The 13,614-nt window shown below is 70.5% G+C and carries 13 protein-coding genes; 3 read left to right on the top strand and 10 right to left on the bottom strand.

Annotation, left to right across the window (positions count from 1 at the left end):
* Positions 1-30: 30 nt before the first annotated feature.
* Together ACZ4VK_RS16685 and ACZ4VK_RS16680 are read left to right on the top strand one after the other, a co-directional pair.
* Positions 31-738 (top strand): L,D-transpeptidase family protein, encoded by a 708-nt coding sequence (locus tag ACZ4VK_RS16685; protein WP_468352819.1) that lies wholly within the window; start codon positions 31-33, stop codon positions 736-738.
* Positions 739-824: 86 nt separating this feature from the next.
* The gene (locus ACZ4VK_RS16680; RefSeq protein ID WP_468352817.1) at positions 825-1,796 is read left to right on the top strand and encodes a sigma-70 family RNA polymerase sigma factor; all 972 of its coding nucleotides are present in this window, start codon (positions 825-827) and stop codon (positions 1,794-1,796) included.
* Here the strand turns inward: ACZ4VK_RS16680 and ACZ4VK_RS16675 are convergent.
* Positions 1,785-2,036, bottom strand: a complete 252-nt coding sequence (locus ACZ4VK_RS16675) for an STAS domain-containing protein (protein WP_468352815.1) — start codon at positions 2,034-2,036, stop codon at positions 1,785-1,787. The two genes, ACZ4VK_RS16680 and ACZ4VK_RS16675, sit on opposite strands and share 12 nt — an antisense overlap.
* An 86-nt stretch (positions 2,037-2,122) precedes the next feature.
* Between ACZ4VK_RS16675 and ACZ4VK_RS16670 the strand changes: the two genes are divergently transcribed.
* Entirely contained in the window at positions 2,123-2,770 is a 648-nt protein-coding gene (locus ACZ4VK_RS16670) for an HAD family hydrolase (protein WP_468352813.1), read from the top strand.
* Positions 2,771-2,837: 67 nt separating this feature from the next.
* Here ACZ4VK_RS16670 and ACZ4VK_RS16665 read toward each other — a convergent pair whose 3' ends face one another.
* From ACZ4VK_RS16665 to ACZ4VK_RS16625, 9 genes are all read right to left on the bottom strand, one after another.
* Positions 2,838-4,115: a thymidine phosphorylase gene (locus tag ACZ4VK_RS16665; RefSeq protein WP_468352811.1), complete on the bottom strand. Its 1,278-nt coding sequence runs from the start codon at positions 4,113-4,115 to the stop codon at positions 2,838-2,840.
* An 82-nt stretch (positions 4,116-4,197) separates the two neighbouring features.
* On the bottom strand, positions 4,198-4,617 hold the full coding sequence (locus tag ACZ4VK_RS16660; RefSeq protein WP_468352809.1) for a cytidine deaminase: 420 nt from the start codon (positions 4,615-4,617) through the stop codon (positions 4,198-4,200).
* On the bottom strand, positions 4,614-5,876 hold the full coding sequence (locus tag ACZ4VK_RS16655) for an ABC transporter permease (protein WP_468352807.1): 1,263 nt from the start codon (positions 5,874-5,876) through the stop codon (positions 4,614-4,616). Before ACZ4VK_RS16655 ends, ACZ4VK_RS16660 begins: the two co-directional genes overlap by 4 nt.
* Complete coding sequence (locus ACZ4VK_RS16650; protein WP_468352805.1) at positions 5,873-6,991, bottom strand: ABC transporter permease; 1,119 nt, start codon at positions 6,989-6,991, stop codon at positions 5,873-5,875. The genes ACZ4VK_RS16655 and ACZ4VK_RS16650 overlap by 4 nt, the downstream gene beginning before the upstream one ends.
* Positions 6,988-8,700: an ABC transporter ATP-binding protein gene (locus ACZ4VK_RS16645; protein ID WP_468352803.1), complete on the bottom strand. Its 1,713-nt coding sequence runs from the start codon at positions 8,698-8,700 to the stop codon at positions 6,988-6,990. The genes ACZ4VK_RS16650 and ACZ4VK_RS16645 overlap by 4 nt, the downstream gene beginning before the upstream one ends.
* A gap of 106 nt (positions 8,701-8,806) precedes the next feature.
* On the bottom strand, positions 8,807-9,859 hold the full coding sequence (locus ACZ4VK_RS16640; RefSeq protein ID WP_468352801.1) for a BMP family lipoprotein: 1,053 nt from the start codon (positions 9,857-9,859) through the stop codon (positions 8,807-8,809).
* Between the two features lie 407 nt (positions 9,860-10,266).
* Complete coding sequence (locus tag ACZ4VK_RS16635) at positions 10,267-11,487, bottom strand: amidohydrolase (RefSeq protein ID WP_468352799.1); 1,221 nt, start codon at positions 11,485-11,487, stop codon at positions 10,267-10,269.
* 116 nt (positions 11,488-11,603) lie between these two features.
* Positions 11,604-12,719, bottom strand: a complete 1,116-nt coding sequence (locus ACZ4VK_RS16630; RefSeq protein ID WP_468352797.1) for a hypothetical protein — start codon at positions 12,717-12,719, stop codon at positions 11,604-11,606.
* A complete protein-coding gene (locus ACZ4VK_RS16625; protein ID WP_398006930.1) occupies positions 12,716-13,609 on the bottom strand; it encodes an N-acetylneuraminate synthase family protein in 894 nt (297 codons plus the stop codon). Before ACZ4VK_RS16625 ends, ACZ4VK_RS16630 begins: the two co-directional genes overlap by 4 nt.
* Between the last annotated feature and the right edge of the window lie 5 nt (positions 13,610-13,614).

Below are 13,614 nucleotides of genomic sequence, written 5' to 3'. Positions count from 1 at the left end.
GTCATAGGACTCAAGGGGGAGTTGACGATCATGAAGAGAATCGCGGGTCGGACAGGCAGAAGAGCGGGCATCGCGGCCGGCCTCACCTCGCTGCTGGTGCCGATGACGATCGCGCTCGGTGCGGCGCCGGCGCAGGCGGCGTCCTGCAACGTGACGACGGGGCCGTACCAGAAGCAGGTCGAGAAGTTCCTCGGGCGGACGGTCGACGGCCGGCAGTCGCTCGGCGACTGTCAGGCCATCCAGGCCTTCCAGCGCAAGCACGGCATCACCCCGACCATGGGGTACGCCGGGCCGCTCACCTGGCGCACGATGAACACGATGATCCAGCAGAAGGCCGCCGGCACCACCCCCAACCGGGCGGGCACCTGCCCGACCAACCGGGGCCGGATAGCCTGCGTCGACCTGACCCGCCAGCTGAGCTGGATCCAGGACGGCTCCCGCCTCAAGTACGGCCCCGTACCGGTGCGTACGGGCAAGGACGGCACCGAGACGCGCACCGGCTCGAAGAAGATCTACTGGCGGAACATCAACCACTGGTCGACGATCTACCACGTCTCCATGCCGTACTCGCAGTTCTTCGACGGCGGCCAGGCCTTCCACTCGACCACCAAGTCCATGTGGAACCCGCCGGGCTCGGGCGGCTGCGTCAACATGCGCCCGGCCGACGCCAAGGCGTACTGGAACCTGCTCAGGAACGGCGACGACGTCTTCGTCTACGGACGGAAGCCGGGAACCTGACCCGGACTGTCAGTCGCCTGCGGTAGCTTCCCTCTCATCGGCACCGGACGGGTGCCGATGAGGGGTGAGTGTGGGGTGTGGACCCGATGAGCGACGTGGCTGCCGCGACGACCGACGAACTCGACAAGTACCGCAGGGAGCTGACCGGTTACTGCTACCGGATGCTCGGATCGTCCTTCGAGGCGGAGGACGCGGTGCAGGACACCATGGTGCGGGCCTGGAAGGCCATCGACTCCTTCGAGGGCCGCTCGTCGTTGCGGTCCTGGCTGTACCGGATCGCCACCAACGTCTGCCTCGACGCGCTGAACGCCGGCAACAAGAGGGCACGGCCGATGGATCTGACCTCCCCCACGCCGGTCGCGCAGGCGCAGCTCGTCAAGCAGCCGGAGATCACCTGGCTGGAGCCGATCCCCGACGGCCGGGTGCTGCCCTCGGTCGCCGACCCGGCGGAGACGGCCGTCTCGCGGGAGACCGTGCGGCTCGCGTTCGTCGCCGCGCTCCAGCACCTGCCGCCCAAGCAGCGGGCGGTGCTCATCCTGCGCGAGGTGCTGGCCTGGAAGGCGAGCGAGGTCGCGGAGCTCCTCGACACCACCGTCGCCTCGGTCAACAGCGCCCTCCAGCGGGCCCGCGCGACCCTGGCCGAGCAGGCGCCGGCCACCTCCGACCCGGCGAACCCGCTCGACGAGGAGCAGAAGGCGCTCCTGGAGCGCTATGTCGCCGCCTTCGAGGGCTACGACATGAAGGCGCTGACCGCGCTCCTCCACGAGGACGCGACCATGTCCATGCCGCCGTACGACCTGTGGCTCCGGGGTCACGACGACATCGTGGGCTGGATGCTGGGCGTCGGCGAGGTCTGCTCCGGCTCGAAGCTGGTGCCGACCGTGGCGAACGGCTCCCCGGCGTTCGCGCAGTACCACCCGGACCCGGCGGGCGGCTTCGCGCCGTGGGCGCTGATCGTCCTGGAGCTGCGGGACGGGAAGGTCGCCGGGATGGACTTCTTCCTGGACACCGAGCGCTGGTTCCCGCTCTTCGACCTGCCGGCGCGGCTAGAGGCCTAGGGACCCGTCCAGGCCTGTCAGCAGGAGCAGGGCCCGCAGGTCGGGTCCTGCTCCGTGGAAGCGGATCCGGTGGCCGCGCCGCCCGGCCGCGAGTCTCAGCCGGGCGAGGGCGTCGACGGCGGCGAGATCGGCGTGCGCGAGGGCGCCGACCTCGCAGACCACCTCACCGGGCGGGGCGGCGGCGAGCTCGGCACAGAGCCGCGCCACCTCGTCCCGGGTGGGGCGGGCGGGCAGGGTCACGACAAGCGGTTGACTGGTGTCCACGTCCGTTGAGACCGGGTGGCGGGCGAGAACTCATCGGGGCCCGTGTCGCTAGGGTCTGGATCATGACTCACGAGCCTGTCGAACTGGTGATCTTCGACTGTGACGGCGTTCTGGTGGACAGCGAGAAGATCTACTGTCGCGTGGACCGGGAGGTGTTCGCGACGCTCGGTGCGGAGTTCACCGAGGCGGAGATGGTGGAGCACTTCGTCGGCTCCTCCCACGAACTCCTCACCTCGATCCTGGAGGAGCGCATCGGCCGCCCCCTGGAGACCGGCTGGAACGCGCCCTTCCGGCAGCGGTACGAGGACGCCCTGGACGCGGAACTGACCGCCGTGGAGGGCGTCACGGACCTCCTGGACACCCTGCCGCTCCCGTACTGCCTCGCCTCCAACGGCAGCCACGCCTCCATCCGCAAGAACCTGGGCAGGACCGGTCTCCTCGACCGCTTCGAGGGCCGCATGTTCAGCGCCCGTGACGTCGCCCGGGGCAAGCCCGCCCCGGACCTCTTCCTGCACGCGGCGGCCACGATGGGCGTCCCCCCGGAGCGCTGCGCGGTCGTCGAGGACAGCCCGTACGGCGTCCAGGCGGCCCGCGCGGCCGGGATGCGCGCCTTCGGCTACTGCGGCGGGCTGACACGGGCGGACCGGCTGATGGGCCCGCACACGGTGGTCTTCGACCACATGCGGGAGCTGCCGGGGCTGCTCGGCTAGCCGGGCATGCCGAACGGGACCGGGTGGAGGTCCACCGGTCCCGTTCGGTGTCCGTCTCGGTCGACCCCTAGGCGATGCGGTCCAGGACGATCGGGTTCGGGGTGAAGGACGTGCCCTCCGCCGCGATGTCCCACGCCGCATCCAGCGACTTCAGGGCGTAGTCGAACTTCTCCGGCGTGTCCGTGTGGAGGGTGAGCAGCGGCTGGCCGGCCGTCACCGTGTCGCCCGGCTTGGCGTGGAGCTCGACGCCCGCGCCGGCCTGCACCGGGTCCTCCTTGCGGGCGCGGCCCGCGCCGAGGCGCCAGGCGGCGATGCCGATGTCGTACGCGTCGAGGCGGGTGAGGACACCGGTCGACGGGGCCGTGACGACGTGCTGCTCGCGGGCGACCGGGAGGGCCGCGTCCGGGTCGCCGCCCTGGGCCGCGATCATCCGGCGCCAGTGGTCCATCGCCGAGCCGTCGGCCAGCGCCTTCGCCGGGTCCGCGTCCTTGATGCCGGCCGCTTCGAGCATCTCGCGGGCCAGCGCGATCGTCAGCTCGACGACGTCCGCCGGGCCGCCGCCGGCGAGGACCTCGACGGACTCGCGGACCTCCAGGGCGTTGCCGGCGGTGAGGCCGAGGGGGGTGGACATGTCGGTGAGCAGGGCCACCGTCTTCACTCCGCTGTCGGTGCCGAGGCCGACCATCGTGGAGGCCAGCTCACGGGCGTCCTCGATGGTCTTCATGAAGGCGCCGGTGCCGACCTTGACGTCGAGGACCAGGGAGCCGGTGCCCTCGGCGATCTTCTTCGACATGATCGAGCTCGCGATCAGCGGGATCGCCTCGACCGTGCCCGTCACGTCGCGGAGCGCGTACAGCTTCTTGTCCGCCGGGGCCAGGCCGTCGCCCGCCGCGCAGATGACCGCGCCCGTGGTGTCGAGGACGTGCAGCATCTCCTCGTTGGAGAGCAGCGCCCGCCAGCCCGGGATGGACTCCAGCTTGTCGAGGGTGCCGCCGGTGTGGCCGAGGCCGCGGCCGGAGAGCTGCGGGACGGCCGCGCCGCAGGCGGCGACGAGCGGGGCGAGCGGGAGGGTGATCTTGTCGCCGACGCCGCCGGTGGAGTGCTTGTCGGCGGTGGGGCGGGAGAGGGAGTCGAAGTTCATGCGCTCGCCGCTGGCGATCATCGCGGCGGTCCAGCGGGCGATCTCCGCGCGGTTCATGCCGTTCAGGAGGATGGCCATGGCCAGGGCGGACATCTGCTCGTCGGCGACCGCACCACGGGTGTACGCGTCGATGACCCAGTCGATCTGCTCCGGGCTCAGCTCGCCCTTGTCCCGCTTCGTGCGGATGACGGAGATGACGTCCATGAGGTGGTTCCTCTTTCTACGCGCATAGAGGGGGAAGGGGGGAGCGACCCTCCCATCGTGCCGGAAGGGCCGCTCCGAGGTACTACTTCGACAGGTGGTCCGGGCCGAAGGCCTGCGGCAGCATCTCCGCGAGGGTCAGGAACCCGGCGGGCGTCTCCAGGACGAGCTCGGGGCCCCCGAACTCGTAGAGGAGCTGCCTGCAGCGCCCGCAGGGCACCAGGGACTCGCCCCGCCCGTCGACGCACACGAAGTGGGTCAGACGGCCGCCGCCGGTCGCCTGGAGGGCCGAGACGAGCCCGCACTCGGCGCACAGGCCGAGGCCGAACGAGGCGTTCTCCACGTTGCAGCCGGCGACCGTCCGGCCGTCGTCGACGCGGGCCGCCGCGCCGACCGGGTAGCCCGAGTACGGGGCGTACGCGCGGGACATGGCCTCGCGGGCCGTGACCCGCAGGGCCTCCCAGTCAGCCTCGGAGAGACCCGCCCCGGGCAGGGCGCCGGTCACTTGCCCTGGCCCTTGCGGTACGGCAGTCCGTCCGCCTTGGGCATGCGCAGGCGCTGCGCCGACAGGGCGAGCACGAGCAGGGTGGTGATGTACGGCGCCGCGTCGACGAACTGGCTCGGGACCTCGTCGGTCAGCGCGTACCAGAGGAAGAATCCGGCCGAGAAGGCCGCCGCGACCACACCGGCCACGTACTTCTTCTTGTACAGCTGCCACAGCGCGGCGATCAGCAGGAGCACGGCGACGAGCAGCAGCAGCGCGTGGACGTTCTCGGCGCCGCCGCGCAGCTTGAGGCTGTCGGTGAAGCCGAAGAGGCCGGCGCCGAGCGCCATGCCGCCGGGCATCCAGTTGCCGAAGATCATCGCGGCGAGACCGATGTAGCCGCGGCCGCCGGTCTGGCCCTCCTGGTAGATGCCGGTGGCGACGATCGCGAGGAACGCGCCGCCGAGGCCGGCGAGGGCGCCGGAGACGGTGACGGCGATGTACTTGTACTTGTAGACGTTCACGCCGAGGGACTCGGCGGCGACCGGGTTCTCACCGCAGGAGCGCAGCCGCAGGCCGAAGGCCGTACGCCACAGCAGCCACCAGGTCGCCGGGATCAGCAGCAGGGCCACGACCGTGAGCAGCGACAGGTTGGTGACGAGGCCGCCGAGGATGCCGGCCAGGTCGGAGATCAGGAACCAGTGTTTGCCCTGGAGATCGGACAGCCAGTCGGACATGCCTGGGATCGTGATCTTGGTGATCTGTTCGATGCGCGGGGACTGCTTGGAGGAGCCGCCATCGGCCTCGGCGAACGTGAAGTTCGACAGGTACTGGGTGAAGCCGACCGCGAGGATGTTGATCGCCACACCGGAGACGATGTGGTTCACGTTGAACGTGACGGTGATGATCGCGTGCAGCAGACCGCCGAGCGCGCCGCCGAGGAGACCGAAGAGGACGCCCACCCAGGGGCCCCACTGGTATCCGGCCCAGGCGCCGAACCAGGTGCCGAGCACCATCATGCCTTCGAGGCCGATGTTGACCACGCCCGCGCGCTCGGCCCAGAGACCGCCGAGACCGGCGAGGCCGATCGGGACGGCGAGCTGGAGCGCGCCGGAGACCTGGCCCACCGAGGTGAGGTCGTTGGCCCCGGAGACGGCCCGGACGAGCGAGAAGAGCAGGAGACCGGCCGCGACGATCAGCATGATCCACGGCCAGGTGAGCTTGCGGCGTCCGCCGCCCTTGGGCGCGGCGCTCGGCTTGGTGACAGTGCCGGTGCTCATGCCGAGACCTCCTTGTCGGTCTTGATGGCGCCGCCGGCGGCGAGTTCCTCGCCGACCTTCTGCTGCTGGCGGCGGAGGCCGTAACGGCGGACGAGCTCGTACGAGACGACGACCGCGATCACGATGATGCCCTGCATGATCTTGGTGATCTCCTTCGGGTAGCCCTCGGTGTCCAGCGACGAGGAGGCCTTGTCGAGGAACGCGAAGAGCAGGGCCGCGAAGAAGATGCCGACCGGGTGGTTACGGCCGAGCAGCGCGATGGTGATGGCGGTGAAGCCGACACCGACGGGGAAGTCGAGGCTGTACGTGTGGGACTCGCCGAGCAGCGTCGGCATGCCGGCGAGACCGGCGAGCGCGCCCGAGATGAGCATCGAGGTGAGGATCATCTTCTTGGCGTCGACACCGCTGGCCTGCGCGGCGGACTCGCTGGCGCCGGTGGCGCGCAGGTCGAAGCCGAAGCGGGTGCGGTTGAGGGCGAACCAGTAGACGACGCCGAGGGCGAGCGCGACGAACGTGAAGCCGTAGATGACTCCGTTGCCCTCGCCCATGTCGATGCCCGGGAACCAGCCGGACTCGGAGATCTCACCGGTGGTGAGGTTGTTCGACCCCTCCGGCTGGAAGCCGAAGTTCTTCGGCAGGATCAGCCACGCCACGAGCGAGGTCGCGATGGCGTTCAGCATGATCGTCGAGACGACCTCGGAGACACCGCGGGTGGTCTTCAGGATGCCGGCGATGCCGGACCAGAAGGCACCGGTCAGCATCGCGACGAGCACGATGAGCAGGATGTGCAGCGGTCCTGGCAGCTCGACCGAGGCGCCGACCAGGGCCGAGACCATCGCGGCGAGCCGGTACTGGCCGTCGACGCCGATGTTGAACAGGTTCATCCTGAAGCCGATGGCGACGGCCAGGGCTGCCAGGTAGTAGATCCCGGTCTGGTTGACGATCAGGACCTGGATGTCCGAGTACGCGGCGTTGTCGATCATCAGCGTGATCGGCTCGATCGGGTCGAGGCCCGTCGCGAGCAGCACCAGGACGGTGAGCACGAACGAGGAGACCAGCGCGAGCACCGGTCCCGCCGCGCCCAGGATCAGCTTGTCCTTGTCGAATTTCATCATCGGGCGTCACCGTCTTCGGGCTGCTCTTCGTTGCCTTCGAGGTGACCGCTGGCCGCGCCGGTCATGGCGGAGCCCAGCTCCTCGGGCGTGATGGTGGCGGGGTCGGCGTCCGCGACGAGCCTGCCGCGGTACATGACCCGGAGGGTGTCGGAGAGACCGATCAGCTCGTCGAGGTCGGCGGAGATCAGCAGCACCGCCAGGCCCTCGCGGCGGGCGTCCCGGATCGCGTCCCAGATCTGCGCCTGCGCGCCGACGTCCACACCACGGGTGGGGTGGGCGGCGATCAGGAACTTGGGGGCGTGGCTCATCTCGCGGCCGACGATCAGCTTCTGCTGGTTGCCGCCGGAGAGGGAGGCCGCGGTGACGTCGATGCCGGGGGTGCGCACGTCGTACTCGCGGACGATCCGCTCGGTGTCCTTGCGGGCGCCCTTGGGGTCGAGGATGCCGCGCTTGGAGTTGGGCGCCTCGGTGACGTGACCGAGGATGCGGTTCTCCCAGAGCGGGGCCTCGAGGAGCAGGCCGTGGCGGTGGCGGTCCTCGGGGATGTAGCCGATGCCGCCCTCGCGGCGCTTGCGCACCGAGACCTTGGAGATGTCCTTGCCGTCGAGGGAGATGACGCCCGCGTCGGGGGTCGCCATGCCCATGAGGGCCTCGATGAGCTCGGTCTGGCCGTTGCCCTCGACGCCCGCGATGCCGAGGATCTCGCCCTTGTGGATCGTGAGGGAGATGTCGTCGAGGAGCTTGCGACCGACGCCGACCTCCTGGAGGGCGACCGCACCGGACGGGTCCGGCGGGGCGGCGGTGGTCAGCGGGGCGGCGGCCGCGGCGCCGCTCTCCGTCAGGGTCAGGTTCTCGACCTTGAGCATCGGCACGGTGGTGACCGTCGACTCGCGGGTCTCCGGCGAGGGCAGCTCGCTGCCGACCATCAGCTCGGCGAGCTGCTTGGTCGTGGCGGTCTTCGGGTCGGCGGTGCCGACCGTGGTGCCCCGGCGGATGACGGTGATGTCGTCGGCGACCTTCAGGACCTCGCCCAGCTTGTGCGAGATGAAGATGACCGTCAGGCCCTCGGACTTGAGCTCGCGCAGGTTGTCGAAGAGCGCGTCGACCTCCTGCGGGACGAGCACGGCGGTCGGCTCGTCGAGGATGAGGATCTTGGCGCCGCGGTAGAGGACCTTGAGGATCTCCACCCGCTGGCGGTCGGCGACTCCGAGGTCCTCGACGAGCGCGTCGGGGCGGACACCGAGGCCGTACGCGTCGGAGATCTCCTGGATCCTCCTCCGCGCCTTGGCGCCGATGCCGTGGAGCTTCTCGCCGCCGAGGACGACGTTCTCCAGGACGGTGAGGTTGTCGGCGAGCATGAAGTGCTGGTGCACCATGCCGATGCCGCGCGCGATGGCGTCACCGGGGCTGGAGAAGGTGACCCGCTCGCCGTCGATGGCGATGGTGCCCTCGTCCGGCTTCTGCATGCCGTAGAGGATCTTCATGAGGGTCGACTTGCCGGCACCGTTCTCGCCGATGAGGGCGTGCACGGTGCCCTTGCGGACCGTGATGGCGATGTCCTTGTTGGCGACGACGCCGGGAAATCGCTTGGTGATGCCGTGCAGTTCTACGGCAGGGGGGCTGGACGCGTTGATGACGCACTCTCCTTGGCCGGAAGGAGTGGGAGCGGGAGGGCAGGGCGGGGCGAAGTTATCGTGCCAGGGAGACATCTACACGCGTAGCGCTGCCGGAAAGTGAAAACCTGTACGGGAACGGGGCCCGGCCCCGGTGGGGGTCCCACCGTTGCCGGGCCCTGAGGTCGTTGACCTGCTGTCCTTACGGAGCGGTCTTGACCGTGATCTTGCCGTCGACGATGTCCTTCTTCGCCTTCTCCACGGCGGCGGTGACATCGGTCATCTTCTTGTACGCCGGGTTGGAGTCGGACAGGCCGACGCCGTCCGTGGCGAGGCCGTAGCGGATCTCACCGGTCTGCGGCTTGCCGTCCTTGACCGACTTGATCAGGTTGAAGACGGAGTCGGAGACGTCCTTGGTGACCGAGGTGAGGATGTGCTCCTTGTAGGAGGACAGACCCGCCTGGTTGTACTGGTCGGAGTCGACGCCGATGGCCCACTTGCCGGCGGACGCGGCGGCCTCGATCGAGCCGGAACCGGCCAGACCGGCGGCGGCGTAGATCACGTCGGCGCCCTTGTCGAGCTGGCCCTGCGCGGCGGCCTTGCCGAGGTCGGGCTTCGAGAAGCCGTCGAAGTTCGGCGGCTGGGTCAGGTACTGGACGAGCACCTTCGCCTTGGGGTTGGTGTCCTTGACGCCCTGCGCGAAGCCCGCCTCGAACTTCTTGATCAGCGGGACCTCGACACCGCCGATGAAGCCGACCGTGCCGGTCTTGGACGCCTTGGCGGCGGCGACGCCGGCCAGGTAGGAGCCCTGCTCCTCGTTGAAGACGAGGTTGGCGATGTTCGGGCCGGTCTTCGACGTGTCGTCGATGAGGCCGAAGGTGGTCTTCGGGTAGGCCTTGGCGACCTTCTCGATCGCCGGCGCGTAGGCGAAGCCGACGCCGATGACCGGGTTGTTGCCGGCGCGGGCGAGCGCGGTGAGGCGCTGCACCTTGTCGGCGTCGCCCTCACCCTCGGAGGGCTCGGCCTCGGAGCCCTTGACACCGAGCTCGTCCTCGGCCTTCTTCAGGCCCGCGTAGGCGGCGTCGTTGAACGACTGGTCGCCACGGCCACCGATGTCGTACGCGATGGCGGCCTTGGCGGCCTTCGAGTCCGTGCCGGAGCCGGAGTCGTTCGAAGACTTGCCACACGCGGTGGCGGACAGGGCGAGGGCCGCGGAGGCGATGCCCACGGTCGTGATCCTGGTGATCCGGCGCAAGAGGAGGGTCCCTTCAAGACTGACCGAAAGCGCCTCTTCCGGCGCTGGTTTCGCGGCGATCGTAACGCGCGTAGATGTCAGTTAAAGACCCGTTCATGAGTCGTTATCGGATCGTCGCGAACCGGCCAGTCGAGGCGACCGGGGGCGTTCGGCCCGGTACGGCCGGTTATACCGCCGTAAAGCGGCGGCGGGAGAGGGACCGGGGGGCGCCACGCCGGGCGGTGGGCCGAAGGGGGGAAAGCGGTCGGCCGGACGGATGAGGGTCCGTCCGGCCGGAATTCAGGGCTGCGGTGCCGCGTCGGCCGGGGCCGGGGCGCGGTGTCGGTCAGGGCCGGGGCGCTGTCCGGTCAGGCCGGCCGGACAGTCCGGTCAGGCCGGCCGGGCTGTCCGGTCGGGCCGGCCGGGCTTCAGGGCCTCGGTTCGGCGTCGAGCAGGGCCGCGGCCGTGAAGAGTTCCACCGCCGTCTCGATGCAGCGCTCGTCCACGTCGAAGTCGCCGGCGTGCAGGTCGCGGACGCGGCTGTCGCCGGGGGTGCGGACGCCGAGGCGGGCCATGGCGCCGGGGACGTGCTCCAGGTACCAGGAGAAGTCCTCGCCGCCGAGGCTCTGCTCGGTGTCCTCGATCGCGTGGACGCCGCGGCGGGCGGCCATGGCGTCGTGGAGCAGTTCGGTGACGCCCGGGTCGTTGACGACCGGGGGGACGCCGCGGACGTAGTTCACGGTCGACTTGGCGCGGTGCAGGGTCGCGATCTCGTCGATCGCCGCGTGGACCAGGTCGGGGGCCTCGCGCCAGGTCGGCAGGTCGAGGCAGCGGACGGTGCCGGAGAGCTCCGCGTGCTGGGGGATGACGTTGGGCGCGTGGCCGGACTCGATGCGGCCCCAGGTCACCGAGAGGCCCGAGCGGGCGTCGACGCGGCGGGCGAGGACGGCGGGGACGTCGGTGGCGACCCGGGCGGCGGCGGTGACGAGGTCGGTGGTGAGGTGCGGGCGTGCGGTGTGGCCGCCGGGCCCGTCGAGGGTGACCTCGAGGCGGTCGCAGGCGGAGGTGATGGCTCCGGCGCGGAGCCCGATCTTCCCGGCGTCCACGCGGGGGTCGCAGTGGAGGGCGATGATCCGGCCCACTCCGTCCAGGACCCCGGCCGCGACGGCGTCGGCGGCGCCGCCGGGGAGGACCTCCTCGGCGGGCTGGAAGATCAGCCGCACGGCGTTGGGCAGCAGGCCCTGCCGGTCGAGTTCGGCGAGGACGAGTCCGGCGCCCAGGACGGTGGTGGTGTGGACGTCGTGTCCGCAGGCGTGGGCGCGGTTGGGCACGGTGGACCGGTAGGAGACGGTCTTGACGTCGGGGATCGGCAGCGCGTCGAGGTCGGCGCGGATCGCCAGCATGGGTCGGCGGTGGTCCGGGGTGCCGATGTCGCAGATGAGCCCGGTGCCGGCCGGCAGGACCTTCGGCGCGAGGCCGGCCGCTTCGAGGTGGGCCTTGAGCGCGGCGGTCGTACGGAACTCCTGGTTCCCGAGCTCCGGGTGCATGTGTACGTCCCTGCGGAAGGCGATCAGCTCGAGGCGCAGGGGGTCGGACAGCGTTCCGGGCAGGGTGACGGAGCCTGGCTCACGGGACTTCAACTGGTTCACCTTTTGAAGGGTAGGCCTTCAGACAGGTCAACTGCCCGTTGATCACGAAAACTTCAACCCGTTAGGGGAAAGAAAATCCGTTCACCAGGTATGAAGGACTTTCGATGTGGGTAAGCTCACCCGAATTCGAGCCGGTCCCTGGGGTTCGACGCCCGGGCGGTGAGCCGGTCGACCTCGTGGGCCGCGGTCCCCGCCACCCCGGACAGGAATCCCTGGGCGCGCGGTGAGGCGCTCTCCCGGAGCCACTCCGGCGCGATCTCGCAGACCGCCACCTTCACGCCCGTCCCCGCGAGGGCGAGCGGCAGGGTGTGCACCACCGTGGACGGGAAGCTGACGATCGTGCGGCCGACGGGGCCGCGCCGGGCGATCAGCTCCAGGGGCAGCTCCGGCCTGACCACCTGAAGGCCCGTCTCGACCGCGATGCGGTGCAGTTTCTCGGCGCTCTCCCTGCGGTGGGCGAAGTAGCGCGTGGCGCCGTGGGTGCGGGCGAGCTCGCCCACCACCCGGTCGTAGTGGCCGGCGTCGACCACGCCCGTCTCGACCAGCGAGGTGCCGACCAGGTCCGCGCCGCCGGTGAGCAGCGGCGGGCCGAAGCGGGTGCGGGTCCAGGCGAAGGAGTTCTCGGTGACCGTGATGCCCTCGGGGGCCTCCACGGGCAGCGAGGTGAAGATCTCGACCGTACGGCCGCGGGCCGGGGCGAGGCGCCGCCGGGCGAGGGAGGTCACCGGGGCGAGGACCAGCTCGCGCGGGCCCAGGCTGCCCTTGCGGTGCCACCGCACCAGGCGCTCGCCGCGGCCGATCTGGGCGGCGAACTCCATGGTGGCGGTGCCGTCGTCGACCACCGTCAGGTGCCGGGGGCCGAACAGGGTCAGGAGCAGCTGGACGTACCGGGAGAACGGGTCACCGATGATCACCCGTTCCGCCGAGCGCAGCGGCCGGGCGAGCTCCCGCAGGGTGCGGACGAGCGCGCCCCGGCCGCCGCGGGCCTCCTGCCAGCGGACGGTGAGGCCCTCGTCGCGGGCCAGCTGGGCCATCCGGCGCAGCTGACCACGCGACATGGGGTCGGTCGGCGAGAGCACGACGACCGTGAGGGGGGGTGCGGCGTCCGCCGTACCGGGCATGCCGGTGGGAGCGGTGCGGGGCGTGCCCGTGGCGGGTGCCCGGGTGTGCGCCCATTCCAGGACGTTGAGGAGCTGGACCGGGCTCTCGACGAACGCCAGCTGCCCGGTCATGCGGCGACGAGCCCCTGGACCCGGCGGAGCTTCTTCATCGGGCCGAGCTCCGACTCGTAGACCTTCTTGACGCCGTCGCCGAGCGCGGCCTCGATGGTGCGGATGTCGCGGACCAGGCGCTGCAGGCCCTGCGGCTCGACGGACGCGGCCTGGTCGGAGCCCCACATGGCGCGGTCGAGGGTGATGTGGCGCTCGACGAAGGTGGCGCCGAGGGCGACGGCCGCGAGGGTGGTCTGGAGGCCGGTCTCGTGGCCGGAGTAGCCGATCGGGACGTTCGGGAACTCCTCCTGGAGCGTCTGGATGACGCGCAGGTTCAGCTCCTCGGCCTTGGCCGGGTACGTCGAGGTGGCGTGGCAGAGCAGGATGTTCGCGCTGCCGAGGACCTCGACGGCGTGGCGGATCTGCGCCGGGGTGGACATGCCCGTGGAGAGGATGACCGTACGGCCGGTGGCGCGCAGCGAGCGGAGCAGCTCGTCGTCGGTGAGGGAGGCGGAGGCGACCTTGTGGGCGGGGACGTCGAACTTCTCCAGGAAGGCGACGGCCTCGGTGTCCCACGGGGAGGCGAACCAGTCGATGCCGCGCTTCTTGCAGTGCTCGTCGATGGCGCGGTACTGGGTCTCGTCGAACTCGACGCGGTGACGGTAGTCGATGTACGTCATCCGGCCCCACGGCGTGTCGCGCTCGATGTCCCACTGGTCGCGCGGGGTGCAGATCTCCGGGGTGCGCTTCTGGAACTTGACGGCGTCGCAGCCGGCCTCGGCGGCGACGTCGATCAGGGCGAAGGCGTTGTCGAGGTCACCGTTGTGGTTGATGCCGATCTCGCCCGTGATGTAGACGGAGTGGCCGGGGCCCGCGGTCTTGTCGCCGAGGGTGCGGATGCGGGTGTTCATGGTGC

The sequence above is a fragment of the Streptomyces sp. NPDC028711 genome, from assembly GCF_055565415.1.
The sequence above is the reverse complement of the archived record's forward strand: the minus strand, read 5'-3'. Positions and strand labels throughout refer to the sequence as shown.